13 protein-coding genes and 1 riboswitch are annotated in these 19135 nt (G+C 64.3%); of the genes, 5 read left to right on the top strand and 8 right to left on the bottom strand.

Translation table 11 applies throughout. From position 1 onward, the window contains the following. Positions 1-751 precede the first annotated feature (751 nt). From DD559_RS14425 to DD559_RS14415, 3 genes are read left to right on the top strand one after another with little or no spacing between them, the layout of a single operon-like run. Positions 752-1288 carry a phage tail protein gene (locus DD559_RS14425; protein ID WP_116469801.1) on the top strand — a complete coding sequence of 179 codons (537 nt, stop codon included), beginning with the start codon at positions 752-754 and terminating at the stop codon, positions 1286-1288. 17 nt (positions 1289-1305) lie between these two features. Beyond that, positions 1306-1839: a phage tail protein gene (locus DD559_RS14420; protein WP_116469800.1), complete on the top strand. Its 534-nt coding sequence runs from the start codon at positions 1306-1308 to the stop codon at positions 1837-1839. Positions 1840-1875: 36 nt separating this feature from the next. Beyond that, positions 1876-2433 carry a phage tail protein gene (locus tag DD559_RS14415; RefSeq protein WP_116469799.1) on the top strand — a complete coding sequence of 186 codons (558 nt, stop codon included), beginning with the start codon at positions 1876-1878 and terminating at the stop codon, positions 2431-2433. 236 nt (positions 2434-2669) lie between these two features. Here DD559_RS14415 and glmS read toward each other — a convergent pair whose 3' ends face one another. The 3 genes from glmS to glmU form a co-directional block, all read right to left on the bottom strand. Continuing rightward, entirely contained in the window at positions 2670-4493 is a 1824-nt protein-coding gene (gene glmS / locus DD559_RS14410; protein WP_116469798.1) for a glutamine--fructose-6-phosphate transaminase (isomerizing), read from the bottom strand. Positions 4494-4839: 346 nt separating this feature from the next. Beyond that, entirely contained in the window at positions 4840-5151 is a 312-nt protein-coding gene (locus DD559_RS14405; RefSeq protein WP_116469797.1) for a hypothetical protein, read from the bottom strand. Next, a complete protein-coding gene (gene glmU / locus DD559_RS14400) occupies positions 5148-6500 on the bottom strand; it encodes a bifunctional UDP-N-acetylglucosamine diphosphorylase/glucosamine-1-phosphate N-acetyltransferase GlmU (protein WP_116469796.1) in 1353 nt (450 codons plus the stop codon). Before glmU ends, DD559_RS14405 begins: the two co-directional genes overlap by 4 nt. An 83-nt stretch (positions 6501-6583) precedes the next feature. Between glmU and gph the strand changes: the two genes are divergently transcribed. Together gph and DD559_RS14390 are read left to right on the top strand one after the other, a co-directional pair. After that, positions 6584-7252 carry a phosphoglycolate phosphatase gene (gene gph / locus DD559_RS14395; protein WP_116470924.1) on the top strand — a complete coding sequence of 223 codons (669 nt, stop codon included), beginning with the start codon at positions 6584-6586 and terminating at the stop codon, positions 7250-7252. A gap of 27 nt (positions 7253-7279) precedes the next feature. Next, a riboswitch (glycine riboswitch) is annotated at positions 7280-7370 on the top strand. Positions 7371-7472: 102 nt separating this feature from the next. Continuing rightward, positions 7473-8858 carry an L-serine ammonia-lyase gene (locus DD559_RS14390; protein ID WP_116469795.1) on the top strand — a complete coding sequence of 462 codons (1386 nt, stop codon included), beginning with the start codon at positions 7473-7475 and terminating at the stop codon, positions 8856-8858. A 205-nt stretch (positions 8859-9063) separates the two neighbouring features. Here DD559_RS14390 and DD559_RS14385 read toward each other — a convergent pair whose 3' ends face one another. The 5 genes from DD559_RS14385 to DD559_RS14365 form a co-directional block, all read right to left on the bottom strand. After that, on the bottom strand, positions 9064-10281 hold the full coding sequence (locus DD559_RS14385; protein WP_240610270.1) for an alpha/beta hydrolase family protein: 1218 nt from the start codon (positions 10279-10281) through the stop codon (positions 9064-9066). 158 nt (positions 10282-10439) lie between these two features. Continuing rightward, on the bottom strand, positions 10440-12746 hold the full coding sequence (locus DD559_RS14380; RefSeq protein ID WP_116469793.1) for a TonB-dependent receptor: 2307 nt from the start codon (positions 12744-12746) through the stop codon (positions 10440-10442). A gap of 259 nt (positions 12747-13005) precedes the next feature. Continuing rightward, entirely contained in the window at positions 13006-15300 is a 2295-nt protein-coding gene (locus DD559_RS14375; RefSeq protein ID WP_240610269.1) for a TonB-dependent receptor, read from the bottom strand. A 96-nt stretch (positions 15301-15396) separates the two neighbouring features. Beyond that, positions 15397-17799, bottom strand: a complete 2403-nt coding sequence (locus tag DD559_RS14370) for a glycoside hydrolase family 31 protein (protein WP_116469792.1) — start codon at positions 17797-17799, stop codon at positions 15397-15399. Beyond that, on the bottom strand, positions 17796-19052 hold the full coding sequence (locus DD559_RS14365; RefSeq protein ID WP_116469791.1) for an MFS transporter: 1257 nt from the start codon (positions 19050-19052) through the stop codon (positions 17796-17798). Before DD559_RS14365 ends, DD559_RS14370 begins: the two co-directional genes overlap by 4 nt. Positions 19053-19135: the final 83 nt, after the last annotated feature.

Genomic DNA, 19135 nt, shown 5'->3' with positions numbered 1-19135 from the left:
CGATTGGATGGTGTCTTTTCCTGCCCGGAGTAGAGGAACGCACCATGGGAGAGCCTCTCGACCGGAGCGCCCGCATGACAGCGGCGGTCCGGCGCGCAATACAAGATCTTCAAGAGAGCCTATACCAGCTTGCCTTGATGTAGACCGATCCCGCCTCATCGCCGCCATCCCGGCGAACGCCTGGATCCATCGCCTCTTGGTCTGAGCAAGCGCCGATAGCGCGCCCCAATGGACCCCGGCTCTCGTCGGCAGGGGTAGTTGGGAGCAGCCACCGCTGCTCCTACATGTCAATTGGGATGAGAGGTCTGGCCAGGCACCACCGCAGAACCTGAAGACGGTCGACGCCGACAACAGCTTGATATGCAGGCTGATCACCCATGATGCGGCGACCAAGCGCGCGCCGGCGTCGCTTGTTTTGCGCCCGGACGTGAAGTCACCACCGGGACGAATGCAAGAACGGCTGCAGCCCGAGAGCGAAGGCACAAACCCTCAACATCCCACCGTAAACACCTCCCCGCGATCCGGCGAGCGAACAGGCAATCAAATCGATAAATTCACGAGATTATTGTCGATCGACCAAAGCCTTCGGCAGCGCGTTGCCAGCTTCGGACGATACAACCATATCCGTTGCAAATATCGTTGCACGCATCTAGCCTATGACTCGAGTATCCCAACTGCTCGATACGGACGTTTCTGTTTAGTTAACCTTTTCTAACCATACCGTGCCGCTCCGGAAATATAGGGGACATCGATGGATTGGTTTATAGGCGAAATTCGCATATTCGCACCGATACTCCAACAAAGCGAAGTGCATTGGCTTCCCTGCGATGGTCGATTGTTAGAAATAACAAGATACCAGGCACTATATGCGCTTCTCAGCACAGCTTTCGGCGGCGATGGCAAGAAAACCTTCGGGATTCCTGACCTGCGCGGCCGTGCGATTGTTGGGGCGAACGGCTCTTTCGGCAGCGGTAGTTCGTATCCCGTTGGCGGTAAGGGAGGCCTTCCGAAGGTTCCGCTTACCGAAGCGCAGTTGCCCATGCACAATCACGATATGCAGGTGGCGGCAGTCCCCGGCACAACCACAGCCCTGGCCGGCACCGTCTATGCGGAGCCAACATCGCCGCTCGTGCAACCGCTGTACACAGATTTTCGCGCCCCACTTGTCGATATGGATCCCGATACGGTCAAGCCGGTGGGCGGAAGCCTCCCACATGAGAATATGCAACCATCCACCGCGTTAAACTATTACATTGCAGTCATTGGCATCTGGCCGCCGCGGCCGTAACAGGGAGGGTTGAATACATGAACGCTTTTCTTGGCGAAATTCGCCTTTCTGGATCACGAATTCTTCCGAAGGGATGGCAACGCTGCCTCGGACAGACTCTAAAGATTAAAGATTATGACGCGCTATACGCACTTATTGGTACCACCTATGGGGGCGACGGCACGACAAACTTCGGCCTGCCCGATCTAAGGGGTCGCGTGCCTATCGGCACAGGAAACGCCGAGGGCACAATATACAAACCAGGAAATAAAGTGGGAAGCGCTTTCGTAACCCTCAAGATCTCCGAAACCCCGGTCCACTTCCACCGACTTTCTGTTACCGATAACGTAGCGACCACCGCCATCCCAATACAAGCCAAATCAACGTTCGGATCACAGCCATCAGATACAACTTTCTACGTCGATTCTTCGTATGGCGATCTCGTATCTGAGGTATACTTTGGCAAGACGTCTATTTCCGAATCTGGAAATGATGTCGAGCATCTTAATATTATGCCGTCCTTGGGATTATATTACATGATTGCTGTAACCGGGATCTGGCCAAATAACTGACACAGAATAATTCAAATTATAGGATGGAACAACGCTATGTCTGATTGCTACATCGGCGAAATTCGGGCATTTCCATACAGCTATGTACCATATGGATGGCTACTCTGCGATGGAACGACCTACAACACAGGCCAATATCCAGCCTTAGCCTCGCTATTGGGGAATACATTTGGCGGCAACTGGCCAGCAACCTTCACTGTTCCCGACCTTCGCCAGCGCATTGCGGTGTCGGTCGGAGAAGCGAATGAGCTCAAGCCGCACAACTTTGAATTAGGCAAGCCCATCGGCGAAGCCGCGGTGCAACTTTCTTATTACCCGCGGCACACGCACACACTTCAGAAGAAGAATGTCAAAGGTGGCGCACTGGCAAAAACCAGCCGCCCCAATATTCACAGCAATTTCGGTCAAGTTACGGGCCCTAACAATACCACATACATGGCATCGTCGCCCGGCTCCGCAACAACCCAATTGTCGCCGAATATGCTGTCATTTTTCGGGAAACAGCCCGTTGCTCCACACGAGAACCGCCAGCCATTTTTGAACATGTTATACGCAATTGCACATGACGGCGAGTATCCCGTTCCCGAAGATTGATATGTGCTGATAATACGCGCTGCCCCTCCCACGGAGAACCGGCGTGGAGGGGAAGCGAAATGTAAAAGGGTGCGACACGTCCAATATGGCGAAACTACGGGCTTGGACGACGGGCGTGCACGGCCCCGATACAGCGCAGCGCCTCTGTCCATCCCGCCTTGATCCAAGCGATTGGTGCATGGTTATATGCTGCCCGAACGGTAAGCGCGCAGCGATATGCAAGCAACCGCAAGCCGTTACTCTACCGTAACGGACTTCGCCAGGTTGCGCGGCTGATCCACATCGGTGCCCTTGGCCACCGCGACATGATAGGCCAGCAGTTGCACCGGTACCGCATAGACCAGCGGCGCGATCAGCGGGTGCACCTTGGGCATGGTAATCGTGGCGATGCAGCCGTCGCCGGCCGCCTGGATGCCGTCATAGTCCGAGATCAGCACCACCTTGCCGTCGCGCGCCTGCACTTCCTGCATGTTGCTGACGGTCTTGTCGAACAGCGGGCCCGAAGGCGCGATCACGATCACCGGCACGGCATCGTCGATCAGCGCGATCGGGCCGTGCTTCATCTCGCCGGCAGCATAGCCCTCGGCGTGGATATAGCTGATTTCCTTCAGCTTCAGCGCGCCTTCGAGCGCCAGCGGATAATCGGTGCCGCGGCCGAGATAGAGCACGTCCCGCGCCGCCGCGATCACCCCCGCCATCGCCTGGATCGATTCGTCATAGGCAAGCGCGGCGTTGAGCGAGGCCGGCGCCTCGGCCAGGTGGCGGACGATGCGGCGCTCCTCGGCCTCGTCCAGCTTTCCCTTGGCCTTGGCGAGATTGGCCGCCAGCGCGGCCAGCACCGCCAGCTGGCAGCTGAATGCCTTGGTCGAGGCGACGCCGATCTCGGGCCCGGCATGGGTGGGCAACAGCAGGTCCGCCTCGCGCGCCATGGTGCTGGTCGGCACGTTGACCACCGCGGCGATCGTCTGCCCCTCGCTGCGGGCATGGCGGAGCGCGGCCAGCGTGTCCGCCGTCTCGCCCGACTGGCTGATCACGATCATCAGCCCGCCCTCTTCCATCACCGGCGCGCGGTAGCGGAATTCGGAGGCGACATCGATGTCCACCGGCACGCGGGCGAACTGCTCGAACCAGTATTTCGCCACCATGCCGGCATAATAGCTGGTGCCGCAGGCGACGATGGTGACGCGTTTGATCGCGGACAGATCGAAGTCCGGGATCGGCAGCGTGACCTGCTCCTCCATGCGCTGGAGATAGGCGCGCAGCGTCTGGGCGACGACGATCGGCTGCTCGTAAATCTCCTTCAGCATATAGTGCCGGTGGTTGCCCTTGGAGATCAGCTCGCCGGTGACGCCCGAGATGGTGATCGGGCGCTCGACCGGGTTGTTGTCCCTGTCGAAGATCTCCGCGCCGTCCCGCGTGATGACGACCCAGTCGCCCTCTTCCAGATAGGCGATGCGCTGGGTGAGCGGCGCCAGCGCCAGCGCGTCCGAGCCGAGATAGGTCTCGCCCTCGCCATAGCCGACGACCAAAGGCGAGCCGAGCCGCGCGCCGACCAGCAGATCGGGATGCCGGCGGAACAGGATGGCGAGCGCGAAGGCGCCGTGGAGGCGCGGCAGCACCTCACGCACCGCATCCGCCGGGGCCATGCCGGCCTCCACCTTCTCGCTCACCAGGTGCGCGACGACTTCGGTGTCGGTCTCGCTGGTGAAGGTGCGACCGCGCGCGGTGAGTTCCTCGCGCAGTGCCTTGAAGTTCTCGATGATGCCGTTGTGGACCAGCGCCACTTCGCCGGTGGCGTGCGGGTGGGCGTTGTTGGTGGTCGGGCCGCCATGCGTCGCCCAGCGGGTATGCGCGATGCCGGTAGTGCCGGGCAGCGGGTTGGCGGCGAGTTCCTTGCCGAGGTTGACCAGCTTGCCCGAGGCGCGGCGACGTTCGATCCGCCCGTCTACATCCGTCGCGATGCCGGCCGAATCATAGCCGCGATATTCCAGGCGCTTGAGCCCTTCGAACAGACGCTCCGCAACGTCTTCCCTGCCGACGATTCCTACGATTCCGCACATGGCATCCGCCCTCCTGCCCCAGCCCTAGCGCGGGCCGGGGGCCGCCGCTAGCGGGGCTATACTGACGGAGGGGCTGAATGGGTCTGCCAGCAGTTAAGCCCCTCCTCCTTGGAGGGGTTGGGGGTGGTGGGATTCCAGAACGGATGTCACTCGCAATCCGACATCGAAAAAGGCCTTCGTCATTCCCGCGAAGGCGGGAATCCATTGCCCCGTGCGCTGGGGGAAAGGACCTCGGCACCAGCGCCAATGGATCCCCGCTTTCGCGGGGATGACGGCGTTCTTTAGCTACGAACGATAACCCCATCCTCAGGAAAGGTTCATGCTCGCGGCCCTCGGCCCCTGTCGCTCAATGCGGGAAATTGGTGTCGTTGAAGATCCGCGCGAACTCGGCCGGGTCGGGCTCATGGCCCTGCTCCTCCCGAAACCGCACCGCGCCCTTTTCCCACACCTCGCGGATCGCGCCGGCAATGCCCTCCGGAAACTGCATCCGCTGCACCACGATGCCCCGCCAGTCGCCGTCGCCGCCGAACGCCTCGCGCAGCGCCGGCTCGGCGGCGGTAAGCTGGGCGTCGCTCTTGTCATCGAGCGCCCCAATCGCATCGAGCACATAGGCATCGAGCAACTTGAGGAACGGCTTGTCGGTATAGCGATCGGTCATTTTGCGGCCTTTCGTGCCTTCATGGTTGCGCGGAAGGTCGTGGCCCAGCCCTGCTTCTTCAACGTCTCGGGGCGCGTCACGGCGAGCGCATCGGGCTCGACATCGCGGGTGATCACCGATCCGGCGCCGATGATCGCGCCGTCGCCGATCGCCACCGGCGCCACCAGCGCGCTGTTCGATCCGATGAACGCACCCTCGCCGATCACCGTCTTCCGCTTGAGGAAGCCGTTGTAATTGCAGGTGATCGTGCCCGCGCCGATGTTCGCGCCGGCGCCGACGCTGGCATCGCCCAGATAGGTGAGGTGGTTGGCCTTGGCGCCCTTGCCCAGCACCGCGTTCTTCAGCTCGACGAAATTGCCGACATGGGAGTCCGCCTCCAGCACTGCGCCGGGGCGCAGGCGGGCGAACGGGCCGACGGTCGCACCGCTGGCGATGGTCGCGCCCTCGATATGGCTGAACGCGCGCAACGTGACGCCGTCCGCGACGGTGACGCCGGGTCCGAACACGACGTTGGGCTCGATCGTCACGTCCCGGCCGAGCACGGTGTCATGAGCGAACCACACCGTCTCCGGCGCGATCAGCGTCGCGCCTTCCACCATCGCACGCGCGCGGCGGGCCTGCTGCCATTCGGCTTCCAGCGCGGCAAGCTCGCCCCGGCTGTTGACGCCGGCGACTTCGGTAGCGCCGGTCTCGATCACTGCCGCCACCCGGCCGTCGCCATTGGCCAGCCCGACAATGTCCGTCAGATAATATTCGCCCGCCGCATTGTCGCTGGTCACGCGGTCGAGCAGCGCGAAAAGATCGGCACCGCGCACCGCCATCAGCCCCGAATTGCACAGGGTGACGGCCCGTTCCTCAGGGCTCGCGTCCTTGTATTCGACGATCTTCGACAGACGATCGCCGCTCGCGACGATCAGCCGGCCATACGCCCCCGGATCGGCCGGGCGGAAGCCAAGCACCACCACGGCGGGGCTGTCCGGCCCATGCAACCGCTCGACCATCCGCCGCATCGTCGCGGTGGTGACCAGCGGCACGTCGCCATAGAGGATCAGCACGTCGCCCTCGAAACCCGCCAGTGCCGTCTTGGCCTGGAGCACCGCATGGCCGGTGCCGAGCTGCTCGGCCTGGTGCGCGGTTTCCGCGCCCAGCGGCGTCACGACGGCCTCGACCTGCTCGCGACCGGCGCCGACGACCACCACTTCGCGTGCAGCGCCCAGTGCCTTCACGCTGTCGATCAGATGGAGCAGCATCGGCCGCCCGGCGATCGGGTGGAGCACCTTGTGGGTATCGGATTTCATCCGCGTGCCCTTGCCGGCGGCGAGGATGATCGCGGCGATGGGTGCAGTCACGTGGCAGTCTCCGGTCAATGGGATGCAAACCCCTGCCACGGTGCCGGTGGCTTTTCCATAGCGATGCTGCCATGCGCGCGGCCATGTCCCTGCGCTTCCAGTCCATCGGCTTCGATCTCGACGGCACGCTGCTCGATACCAGCGGCGACCTCGCCGCCACGCTCAACCGCGTGCTGGCGGAAGACGGCCGGCCGCCGCTGCCGCTGGCACGCATCCTCGGCATGGTCGGGCGCGGCGTGGATGTGCTGCTGGAGCAGGCGGTCGCCGCGACCGGCGGCGGCGATGCGGCAGTGCTCGCGCGGCTCCACCCGCGCTTCGTCGCCACCTATGGCGCGCATATCGCCGAGCATAGCCGCCCCTATCCCGGCGTGCTCGACGCGCTCGATGCGCTGGCCGCGCAGGGGATCACGCTGGCGGTGGTGACCAACAAGCTCGAGGCGCTCACCCTGCCGCTGCTGGAAGCCACCGGCCTGCTCCCGCGCTTCGCCACCGTCATCGGCGGCGACACGCTCGGCCCCGGCACCGCCAAGCCTTCCCCCGCGCCGATCCTGGAGATGCTGCGCCGCTGCGGCGGCCCCGCCGCGTTCGTCGGCGATTCGCTCTACGACGTGCAGGCGGCGCAGGCGGCGGGCGTACCGGTAATCGCCTGCAGCTTCGGCTTCTCGCAGGCCCCGGTCGCAACGCTGGGTGCAGACGCGGTGATCGACAGCTTCGCCGAACTCATCCCCGCGCTCGCCCGAATCAGCGTTTGACAGCCATCGTCCCCGCGGCGAAACACAAGATGTCGGAAAGGGAGAGAATCCGGTTCGCCGGATCGCCGAAGGAGCAACCGCCCCGGAAACTCTCAGGCAAAAGGACCTTCCGACAACCACATTCTGGAGAGTGGCGCCCCGTGCGCCCGCCGACGGGATAGCGATCTCAGGCAAACGGACAGAAGGGGCCCGCAACCGAGTGTTTTAGGAGACGGGTTCCGTGGCGACCAAGGGCGTCGGGCCGAATGCAGGGCCGATCAGCATCACCGATGTGTTCACCATCGGCATCGGGCCATCGAGCTCCCACACCGTCGGGCCGATGCGTGCCGCGCGCGATTTCGCCACCTGGGTCAGCGCGGACGGCCGTGCGGTCGCGAAGCTTTGCTGCGAGCTGTTCGGCTCGCTGGCCCTCACCGGCAAGGGCCACGCCACCGATCGCGCCGTGGTCCTCGGCCTGGCGGGCGAGCGGCCGGAGGGCGTCGACCCGGATGCGGTGGATCCGATGCTGGCGACCATCGCCGCCGAGCGCCGCATCCTGCTGGGCGGCACGGCGTCGGTCGCATTCGATCCCGACGCCGACCTCAAGTTCCGCAAGCGCCAGTTCCTCCCCGGCCATCCCAACGGCATGAAACTGCGCGCAACGCTGGTCGATGGTGCGGTGCTGGAGCGGACCTATTATTCCGTCGGCGGCGGCGCGATCCGCCGCGAAGGCGAGGAAGACGCCGCCGGGTTGAGCGCAGGCACCAACCACCCCTTCGCCAGCGCCCGCGAGATGCTTGAACGCTGCGCCGAACTCGGGCTCGACATTGCCGGGCTGATGCTCGCCAACGAGCGCGGCTGGCGCAACGATGCCGCAACGCTTGCGTTCGTCGACGGCATCCATGCGGCGATGAACGCCTGCATGGACCGCGGCATGGCGCAGGACGGCATCCTGCCCGGCGGGCTGGACGTTCCCCGCCGCGCCCGGAAGCTGCACCAGAAACTGATGGCGCGCGGCCCCCGCGTCGAGCCCGCGTCGGTGCTCGAATGGGTGAGCCTGTGGGCATTGGCGGTGAACGAGGAGAATGCGGCCGGCGGCCGTGTCGTCACCGCCCCCACCAACGGCGCGGCGGGCGTGATCCCGGCGGTACTGCGCTACTATGAGTGCTTTGTCGGCAACGCGACCCAGGCGGGCAGCCGTCGCCTGCTGCTTACTGCCGCCGCGATCGGCATCCTCTACAAGCGCCAGGCATCGATTTCGGCAGCCGAGATGGGCTGCCAGGGCGAGGTGGGCGTCGCCTGTTCGATGGCGGCGGCGGGACTCGCTGCCGCGCTGGGCGGCAGCAATGCGCAGATCGAGAATGCCGCCGAGATCGGCATGGAGCATAATCTCGGCCTCACCTGCGATCCGATCGGCGGGCTGGTGCAGATCCCCTGTATCGAGCGCAACACGATGGGCGCGGTGAAGGCGATCAACGCCGCGATGCTCGCGCTCCACGGCGACGGCACGCACAAGGTCTCGCTCGACGCGGTGATCGAAACGATGCGCCAGACCGGCCTCGACATGCGCTCCAAGTACAAGGAGACGAGCCTCGGCGGCCTGGCGGTCAACGTCGTCGAGTGCTGAGGGACGACGGAGCTGGGACCAGCACGGCTCCGGATAGAAATTTCGCACCATCCACCCAACACGCGTCATCCCCGCGCAGGCGGGGATCCATTGGCGCTGGTGCCGCGGTTCTTTCCCCCAGCGCACAGGGCAATGGATCCCCGCCTTAGCGGGGATGACAGTGGTTGCTAGAGGATAACCGCCGAAGCCAGCGGACACGTCTTGCTTAAGGCTGGGCGGGCCTGAACTCGAAGTTCATCCCCGAGACGCGGCTCGGCTGAAAGCCCTTCCAGATGGTGGAGGCCGGCGCGCCCGGGCTGAACCCGGCATAGCGGCCGCCGGGCGCGCCTGCCCATTTGCCGTCGTTCGAATTGGGCACCAGCCCGTCGAGATAGGCGCCCTTGGCCGCCTCGCCCTTGACGGTGCGGTCGAGGAACGCGGTGATGAAATGCGCCTGCACCGCCATCAGCCGGTCCTTGCGCCACACCGCGTCCTCGAACCAGTCCATGTCCCAGAAGCTCTCACGCATCGCCGGCGGCGCGCCGATCAGGGCAATACTGTGCGCGGCCTCGCGGAAGGTGAGCAGATAGCGCGGCGCATGCACTTCCTGCTCGAACAGGCTGCGCACGCCGGGATCATAGCCGACGACATGATCCTGGCTGCCGACGATGAACAGCGTTGGCGTGCGGATCGCCGCGACGCCCGGCTCGGCCCAGAGCTGCACGCCACGCAAATTGTAAGGCGGCGCGATCGCCACCACCGCCTTGAGATCGGCGACCTTGAGCGTATCTGCCTGCGCCCCGCCTGCGACATAGGGTGAAAGCACGCCGCGCGTTGCCGCTGCCAGCCCCGGATGGAGGGGGGCGCCGGCGGCGGTAAGAACGCCGTAACCGCCCATCGAATAGCCGATCAGCGCGGTGCGGGCCGCATCGGCGGCGGCGAACAGCCCCTGCCCGGCCCGTGCGCGCCGCTGCGCCTCGGCCGCGACGAAGGCGATGTCGAGTGGGCGACGCGAAAGCGGCCCGGCTGCCGCCGCGGCGGTGCGGATAGTGATTGGCGGATCGCGAAAGGCGGGTGCCACCACCACATAGCCCTTGCTCGCAAGATTTTCGCCCAGCCAGGAAAGCACCTCGGGCGTGTTGCTATAGCCGTGCGCCAGGATCACCAGCGGAAAGCGTCCTTGCGCCACCGCCGCGCCGGGCGTCGCCAGGCCGGGCACCTCGAACGCGACGTCGCCGCCCTTTTCGCCGGGCAGGCCCGCCCGATACCGGATGCCCGCGCCCTTGGCCGCCGCCGGATACCAGAGCGTCACGGGGATATGCCGGTCGGCGATTACCGGCTTGTCGATCCCTTGCAGCGCGTCGGCCTGCGCTGCTTGCACAAATTCCAGCGTGGCGACGCCGACACCATGGCTGCCCAGCGCTGCCAGCTCCGGTGCATCCACGCTCGGTTGCGCCGGCGCCTGCTGCGCGCGCGTGTCTCCAAACGCAAAAATCGCGGCTGCGCATGTCGCGGCCGCGATCCATTTTCTGCCGATCATTCGATCCCCTCTCCCAATGGAGGGGCGGAAGCAGCGCTCCCGCCCCATCGCATCGACATGTATCAGTAATTCACGCCAAAGCGGATACCGGCATAGCGGCGGAAATCACGCGGCAGCACGCCCTGGGTGGCGATCGCATTGGCCGAACCAGCGGCGCTGCTGACGTTGAAGTTCCCCGAGCTATTCACCAGCGACTGGAAATACTGCTTGTCGAACAGATTGTTGACGAACAGCGTGGCTTCCCAGCGGCGCCCGTGATCACGCACGCCCGCGCTCAGGTTGAAAATGCTGAAGGCGCCCTGGAACGTCTCCGGGTCGCGCGCGACATAGTGCAGGCTGGAGGTATACTGCCAGCTCGCCTGGAACACGCCGTTCAGCTTCTCGGTCAGCGCCGGTGCATATTCCACGCTGGCACTGCCCTTCCACTCCGGCGACTGGATCGCGCGGGTGCCGGTCAGGTTCTGATACGAGGGCGAGCCCGCCACACAGCCCAGCGCCGGGGTCTGCAGCGGGTAGCACTGCGCGACCGGGAACGAGGTATAGGTCGCGTCGAGATAGGTCGCACTGCCGTTGACCGAGAGATCGCGGGTGATGCGTGCGGCCGTCTCGAACTCCAGCCCTTTGGTGTTGAGACCGCCGACATTGGTCAGGCGATAGTTGCTGCTGCCGTCGGCCAGCGTCTCGATCGATTGCGCCTGCAGGTCGGTGTAGTTGGTATCGAAATAGGTGACGTTGAAGGTCATCCGGCGGCCGAAGAACTGGGTGCGGACACCGAATTCCTTGTCCTTCGACGTCTCGGGACGGATCGGGCCGGCGGCAGCGCGATTGCTGTTGAAGCCCGTGGTCAGATCGTAGGTCTGCCCCTTATAGCCGGTCGCATAGCTGCCGAAGACCATCACGTCGCGGGTCGCCTGATATTGGAGGCCCAGGCGATAGGTGGTGGCATTGTCGCTGGCGTGGCCGGCAAAGCTCGCGGGCACCGCCAGGTTCTTGTCGAGGAAGGTATATTTCACCCGCTCGTTCTGGGCGCGGCCGCCGATGGTGGCGGTCAGGTTCTTCACGAACTCCCAGTCGATCTGGCCAAAGCCTGCGATCTGGCGCGAGCCCGACGTCGCGTACCAGTTGGCGAGCGAGAAGGCCGGGCCGCGCATGAACGGCCGCTGGAAGCCGACATTGGCGTAATAGAGGCCCAGCGCGTAGCGGAACGCGTCCGTCCCCGGCGAAAGCAGGCGGATTTCCTGGGTGAACAGCCGCGACTTGAACGCGCCGACCTGGATGTTGCGGCCATAGGTGCCGGGCGCCGCCGTATCGTCATGGTCGATATAATCGTCCATGCGGAACTTGTCGTAGGAGGTGAGGCCCAGCACGTTCATCTTGCCGATGTTGATGTCGGTGCGGAGCATCGTGCCCCAGCCCCAATATTTGGTACCGGCGCGATCGTTGTTCGCCGCCTTCTGGTTGAGCGGATCGACGGTGATCCCAGGCAGCGTCACGTCGGCGGTCAGGCCCGGCTGGCGGCGAAGCACCGCACCGGGCGTCATGCGGATGAACGGACGGCCGACAGTGGTGTTGCCGTTCATATAGTTGCCCGACAGCGTGAAGACGACATCCGGCGATGCCTTCCACTTCAGCTTGGCGCGGGTGCTCAGCGTCTCGCGACCATTGACGTCGCGGCCGTCGATCACGTTGCGGACGTTGCCGCCCCAGTTCGAATAGCTGGCCGAAAAGACATAGCCGAGCTTGTCGTTGATCGGGCCGGTGACGCTGAAGTTGCCGCCATATTCGCCGTCGTCGGTGGCGAGCGTGTTCGCCTTGACGTGGAAATCGTTGGTCGGCTGGGTGGTCATGATCTTGATGAGGCCCGCCGAGGCCGCCTTGCCGTACAGCGTGCTCTGGGGACCGCGCAGCACTTCGATCATCGCCACGTCCGGCAGATCGGTGAAGGCGCGCGCCTGGAAGGCAAGCGGCACACCGTCCACCGTCACCGCCACCGACGATTCAACGCCGATGCCGAACGCGAAGGTGCCGACACCGCGCAGCGAGACGTTGGAGTTGACCGGGTTTTCCGCCGTACGAATGGTCAGCGACGGCGCGACCTTGCCGAGATCCTGGAAATGGCGAACGCCTTGCGCTTCGAGCTGCGCAGGGGTGACCACCTGCACCGCGAGCGGCACGTTCTGGATATTCTCGAACCGCTTCTGCGCCGTCGTGGTGACGATGATCTCGTTGTCGTCCTTCACCGGCTTGGCAGTCTGGGCCGGCGCGCCCGCTGTATTCAGGCGCTCGTCCGCCGTCGCCGCTTGAGCCGCGCCGGCAAGAAACGATGCGGCGAACGCAAGCGTGCGCAGCGAAAGCTGGTAACCCGTCATCAATCATGCCCCTTCGAAAGGTGAACTGCGTTCTCCTCTCCCCATGCCGGGCCGCTGCACCATATGGGCATGCCGGTCGTCTCATATGTAGGAATTGTAGGACAATAGCGTGCAGCAGCGTCACTTTTCCGAATATTACTTGATGAGAACGATCAAATTCCCTGCACTGCTGCACAGATGCAACACTTTGGGTGCACCCCAAAAGAGAAGGGGCGGAAGCACTGCTCCCGCCCCATGATCTGCTCCGCGTGGGAAAGGATCAGTAGTTCACGCCGAACCGGATACCCGCATAGCGCCGGAAATCGCGCGGGAGGATCGCCTGGGTCGCGACCTGATTTCCGAAATTGCCCGCCGAGTTCACCAAGGACGGATAATATTGCTTGTCGAACAGATTGTTGACGAAAATATTGGCTTCCCAGCGACGACCGTGATCGCGAACGCCGGCACTGAGATTGAAGATGCTGAACGCCCCCTGAAACGTCTGCGGGTCGCGCGACACATAATAGACGCTCGACTGGTATTGCCAGCTCCCCTGCAGCACGCCGTTCAGCTTCTCGGTCAGCGCCGGTGCATATTCCACGCTGGCCGATCCCTTCCACTCGGGTGCCTGCACCGCGCGGGTGCCGGTGAGATTCTGGAACCGCGGCGAACCGTCGAAGCAGCCCGTTGCCAGTACCTGCAAGGCATAACATTGCGCCACCGGGAACGACGTGTAGGTCGCGTCCAGATAGGTCGCCGCGCCACTGATCGTCAGGTCACGGGTGACACGCGCAGCGGTCTCGAACTCAAGGCCCTTGGTGTTGAGGCCACCGACATTGGTGAGGCGGAAATTGGAGGTGCCGTCCGCCAGCGTCTCGATCGACTGGGCCTGCAGGTCGGTGTAGTTGGTATCGAAATAGGTGACGTTGAAGGTCATCCGGCGCCCGAAGAACTGGGTGCGGATACCGAGTTCCTTGTCCTTCGACGTCTCCGGCCGGATGGGCCCCGCCGCCGCGCGGTTGCTGTTGAAGCCGGTCGTCAGGTCATAGGTCTGGCCCTTGTAGCCGGTGGCGTAGCTACCAAACAACATCACGTCCGGCGTCGCCTGATATTGCAGCCCGAGGCGATAGGTGGTGGCGTTGTCACTCGCATGGCCGGCCCAGCTGGCGGGCACCGCCAGGTTCTTGTCGAGGAAGGTGTATTTCACCCGCTCGTTCTGCGCGCGGCCGCCGACGGTAGCGGTCAGGTTCTTGACGAACTCCCAGTCGATCTGGCCGAAAATTGCGATCTGGCGCGAGCCTGTCGTCGCATACCAATCTGCGAGCGAGAAGACGGGCCCACGCTTGAACGGACGCTTGAAGCCGGTATTGGCGTAATAGACGCCAAGCGCGTAACGGAACGCGTCCGTTCCCGGCGAGAGCAGGCGGATTTCCTGGGTGAACAGGCGCGACTTGAACCTTCCGACCTGAATGTTGCTGCCCTGCGGCACAGTGGCTGAGGTGTCGTCTACGTCGAGATAGTCATCAAGCTGAAACCGGTCGTACGAGGTGAGCCCCAGAACATTCAGCTTCCCGATGTTGATGTCGGTCCGCAACATCGTGCCCCAACCCGAATATTTGGTCCGAGCATCATAGTTGTTGCTAATGGTCTGGTTCGTCTCACCGATGGTTACACCGGGCAGGGTGACGTTGCTGGTCTGCCCAGGGACATTGCGCAGCAGCGCCCCGGGAGCCATCCGGATGAACGGTCGGCCGACGGTGGTGTTACCGTTGATATAGTTACCCGAAAGCGTGAAGGTGACGTCCGGCGTCGCCTTCCACTTCAGCTTGCCGCGTGCGCTGGCATTTTCGCGGCCGTTCACCTGCTTGCCGTTGAACAGGTTCTTTACGTTGCCGTCCCAGTTCGAATAGCTGGCCGAAAAGACATAGCCGAGCTTTTCGTTGATCGGGCCGGTGACGCTGAAATTGCCGCCATATTCTTTATCGTCGGTGACGACGGTGTTGGCCTTGACGTGAAAATCATTGGTCGGCTGCGTGGTCATGATCTTGATCAGACCCGCCGAGGCGGCCTTGCCGTAGAGCGTGCTCTGCGGCCCGCGCAGCACTTCGATCATCGCCACGTCGGGCAGATCGGTGAAGGCGCGTGCCTGGAAGGCGAGCGGCACGCCGTCCACCGTCACCGCCACCGACGATTCAACGCCGATGCCGAACGCGAAGGTGCCGACACCGCGCAGCGAAACGTTGGAGTTGACCGGATGCTCCGCCGGACGAATGGTCAGCGAAGGCGCGACCTTGCCGAGATCCTGGAAATGGCGAACGCCTTGCGCTTCGAGCTGCGCAGGGGTGACCACCTGCACCGCGAGCGGCACGTTCTGGATATTCTCGAACCGCTTCTGCGCCGTCGTGGTGACGATGATCTCGACATTTTCCTGATCGGCCTTGGCGACACTCTGCGCTGCCGCCATGCCCGTTGCCGCGGCGGTCGCGGCCGCATCGTTCGTCTGTGCCTGCGCTCCGCCCGCGGCCAGCGATGCCACAATCGCAAAATGACACACCGATAGATTCAATGCCTTCATGATACTCCCCTTTATCCGCGATTAGACATCGCCCTCTACTTTTAGGTCGGTCACTTGACGGTTAACGTCGGCGCCCGAAAATAACGGAAAAGTCCGTTAATCTGTCGAAACCATTACTTCGACGCCACTACGTTGCTCGAAAGCCACACTTGCGGCAGGCCGCCCCTCGACGGTGAGCACCCGCGCGTCCCCCGGCGGCAACAGCAAGGTGATGCGGGGCTGCGCCGGCGGAATGGCGCCGTCGATATCGAGCCGCACGGTCACGCCGGCGGTATCGGCGGCACCGCGCACTTGCCATCGCGTGACCGGGCCATGCCCATCCCCGGCATCCTCGATGACCTCGCAAGCGAATTTGCCTTCCCGCGGCGGATACAGCCAAAGGCCCCGGCGCGCCGGGCCAGGCCGCCAGCCGGGCTCGGCGAGATCGACGAGCATCGCCGAACCCGCACGCGCGAACAGCGGCGGCGGCCCCTCCAGCGGCGCCGAGACGGTGACGGTCGCGCCGCCCGGCATATGCTCCCCGCTCCACACGTCGATCCATTCCACCCCGGCCGGCAGATACAGGCTCCGCGCCGTCGCGCCGGGTTCGACAACCGGTGCCGCGAGCAGGTCGGGGCCCAGCATATGCTCGTCGCTTTCGGCCCAGCATTGCGGATCGTGCGGGAAATCGAGCCAGGTCGGCCGCACGATCGGCGCATAATCGGCATGGTACCGGTGCAGCAGATCATAGAACAGCGGGATCAGGCGCTGGCGCAACGCCATCATCGCACGGATCGCCGGCAAGACTTCCGGATACATCCATGGTTCGTTGACGGTGCGGTCGTCATTCCAGCTATGGATGCTGAAGCGCGGCATCAGCACGCCCACCTGCACCCAGCGCACCAGCAGTTCGGGCGACGGCGCCGGGCCGGAAAAGCCACCCACGTCATGGCCGCTGTTCGAAACGCCCGACAGCGCCAGCCCGATCGCCATCCGGCCATTGTAGCGCAGCGTCTTCCAGTCGGTTCGGTTGTCGCCGCTCCAGGTCTGGGCATAGCGCTGCAGCCCGGCCATGCCCGATCGGGTGACGACATAAGGCCGCTGCTCGGGCCGCGCCTCGATCTGCGCCTGGCGGGAGGCGCGCATCATCAGCAGCGGCTGGATCGGCCGGGCGGCCGAGGCGGGGATCGCCGCGCCGAAGCCGGCGAAGCGCGCCCGCGCGTCCCAGATCTCATATTCGTTATTATCGTTCCACGTCGCCACGATCCCCTGGTCGAGCAGCGCGCTGCGCACCTGCCGCCGCCACCACGCGGCGGCGGCGGGGTTGGTGAAATCGATATAGCTGCCCACTTCGTCCCAGAACTGCGCCTCCACCGGCACGCCCTGTTCGTCGGCAACGAAATGGCCGGCAGCGGCCACCGCGTCGTACAGCGGATGGCTGCGCAGCAGTGCCGGCTTGATATTCGGCACCAACGCCACGCCGGCGTCGGCATAGCTGGCCACAAAGGCCTTGGGATCCGGGAACTTGTCCCGGTTCCAGTGGAATACGTAGCGCTTGTCGCCGATCGAAGTATAGCCGGACGAAAGATGGAACGACGTGCAGCCGATATCGTGCTGCGCCAGCTTTTCGAGGAACCCGCCCATCTGCGCCGCCGCGTCGGGCGCGTCGGTATAGGTCATGGTGGAGCCCGAATAGCCGAGCGACCAGCGCGGCATCAGCGCGGGACGGCCGGTCAGCCAGGTGAAGCGTCGCGTGACCGCCAGCGGATCCGGCCCCGCGATCATCCACAGGTCGATATCCCCCTGGTCGGCAACGACATGGCGATAAAGCCCGTGATAATTGTCCAGCTCGCGCCCGAAATCGAAGCCGATATCGGCAACGCTGTCATAAAAGGCGCCGTGGCAGCGGCCTTCGGCATCCGCGACCAGCACATAGGGGATCGACTTGTACAGCGGGTCGCTATGCTCCGCGTCATAGCCCATCGGATCGAGGCTGGTGAGGCGGAAGCTGCGGCCGGACCGGTCGCAATCGCCGGTGCGGTCGCCCAGGCCATAGAAGCGTTCGCCGGGCTTGCGCGCCAGATAGTGATGCGCCTTGCCGTCCCACCAGCCAAAGTCATAGGCTTGGGTCGGTCGGTCTTCCGCCATCCACCGCCAGCCTTCACCGTCATGCTGTTCCCAGCGGCAATGAAGCCCATGCAGGTGCACGGTCACCCGGAGGCGATCGGTTTCCACCACCAGCCGCTCCGCGTCCTGCTCCAGCCGATAGGCCGGGCAGGCGAAGCCGGATACGTCCATCCGATCGCGGCCGGGATCTGCAATATCCTCCTGGCCGGGCGCGATTGCCCAGCTTGGCGGGCTGGTGACGGTGCCGGTGGCAAGCAGCAACAGCCGCATCACGTCCTGCTCCAGCACGAACAGATGCGCGACGGCCCCGGTATCCGCCGCGAGCGTGATCCTTCCCTGCCCTTCGCCCGCAAGGGCAAAGCGCGGGGGATTGGAAAGCGTGGCGCGTCTCATTTCACAGGCTCCGGTAGACGAAGATGGCGCAGGCCGACGATCAGCACCGCCGCGCCAAGGATGTCGAAAACAGAAAGCATCCCGAACAGCGGGGCATAGCCGATGCGATCCGCCAGCTGCCCGATCAGCAGCGAAAACAGCAGGCCGCCGATCCATCCGGCCTGGCCGATAAAGCCATTGGCGGCGCCTACTTCTTCGGCGGTGAACACGTCGGCGGACAGGGTATTGATGAGCACCGAGATCATCTGATGGGCGAAACCGCCCACACAGAACAAGGCGATCGCCATATAGGGGCTCGCCGCCAGCCCGATACAGCCCGGCGCGATCATCAGCACGGCGGCCAGGGCAACGCCGGCCACGCGCGAGGCGATCAGCGGCATTCGGAAGCGGCGAACGAGGAAGGGCGAAAGATAGCCGCCCAGCACGCCCCCCAGATCCGCGGCGAGAAACGGCAGCCAGGCGAATAGCGCGATCTGCTTCAGGTCCATGCCCCGCTCGGTCGCCAGATAGAGCGGAATCCAGAAGCTGAAGGTCTGCCACGCCGGCTCGGCCAGGAAACGCGGGACGGCGATGATCCAGAAGCGGACGGTGCCCAATATCTCCCGCGCCGACGCGCGACGCGCCGGCGCGACCGGGCGGTCTTCGGCGATCAGCGCGCGCTCTGCATCGGTGATCGCAGGATGCGCGCCAGGGCTGCGATACCAGCGATACCAGGCCGCCGCCCAGACCAGGCCGATCGCGCCCGTTACCACGAAGGCGATCCGCCAATCGGCCCAGATCGATACGATCGCCACCACCGGCGGCGCCAGCAGCGCGCCCAGCGAGGTGCCGGCGTTGAACCATCCCACCGCCACCGATCGCTCGCGCGCCGGAAACCATTCGGCGATCGCCTTGATCCCCGACGGCACCGCCGCCGCTTCGGCAAGGCCCAGCAATCCCCGGAAGAACAACAAGCCCAGCCACCCTGCGGCAAAGGCGTGCAGCATGTTGGCCACCGACCAGGCGACACCGAACAGCGCGAACCCGGCCCGCAGCCCCACCCGGTCGACGATCATGCCGGCGATCGGCTGCATCACCGTATAGGCCAGCTGGAACGCGCCGACGACATAGCTGTATTGCTGCGTCGTCATGTGCAGCACGGATTTCAGTTCGGGCGCCAACACCCCAAGCGAATTGCGCGCCAGATAGTTGGCAATGGTGCCGGCACAGATCAGCCCAACGATCCACCAACGAAGATGCGGAATGCGCCGCATATGCCCCTCTGCCCCCTATGCCAACCGCCAGATTCGACGGACCCCTGTTCTTATTGGTAAGACCGAAATGCCTAATGAGGCCT

Source organism: Sphingomonas pokkalii, from assembly GCF_003096275.1.
Classification (GTDB): Bacteria; Pseudomonadota; Alphaproteobacteria; order Sphingomonadales; family Sphingomonadaceae; genus Sphingomonas; species Sphingomonas pokkalii.
The sequence above is the reverse complement of the archived record's forward strand: the minus strand, read 5'-3'. Positions and strand labels throughout refer to the sequence as shown.

What these genes read in the sequence shown, in the direction of transcription:
- DD559_RS14425 (WP_116469801.1), top strand. Translation starts at nt 752, where the DNA reads ATGGATTGGTTTATAGGCGAAATTCGCATATTCGCACCGATACTCCAA.
- DD559_RS14420 (WP_116469800.1), top strand. Translation starts at nt 1,306, where the DNA reads ATGAACGCTTTTCTTGGCGAAATTCGCCTTTCTGGATCACGAATTCTT.
- DD559_RS14415 (WP_116469799.1), top strand. Translation starts at nt 1,876, where the DNA reads ATGTCTGATTGCTACATCGGCGAAATTCGGGCATTTCCATACAGCTAT.
- glmS (WP_116469798.1), bottom strand. Translation starts at nt 4,493, where the DNA reads ATGTGCGGAATCGTAGGAATCGTCGGCAGGGAAGACGTTGCGGAGCGT.
- DD559_RS14405 (WP_116469797.1), bottom strand. Translation starts at nt 5,151, where the DNA reads ATGACCGATCGCTATACCGACAAGCCGTTCCTCAAGTTGCTCGATGCC.
- gph (WP_116470924.1), top strand. Translation starts at nt 6,584, where the DNA reads ATGTCCCTGCGCTTCCAGTCCATCGGCTTCGATCTCGACGGCACGCTG.
- DD559_RS14380 (WP_116469793.1), bottom strand. Translation starts at nt 12,746, where the DNA reads ATGACGGGTTACCAGCTTTCGCTGCGCACGCTTGCGTTCGCCGCATCG.
- DD559_RS14375 (WP_240610269.1), bottom strand. Translation starts at nt 15,300, where the DNA reads ATGAAGGCATTGAATCTATCGGTGTGTCATTTTGCGATTGTGGCATCG.
- DD559_RS14370 (WP_116469792.1), bottom strand. Translation starts at nt 17,799, where the DNA reads ATGAGACGCGCCACGCTTTCCAATCCCCCGCGCTTTGCCCTTGCGGGC.
- DD559_RS14365 (WP_116469791.1), bottom strand. Translation starts at nt 19,052, where the DNA reads ATGCGGCGCATTCCGCATCTTCGTTGGTGGATCGTTGGGCTGATCTGT.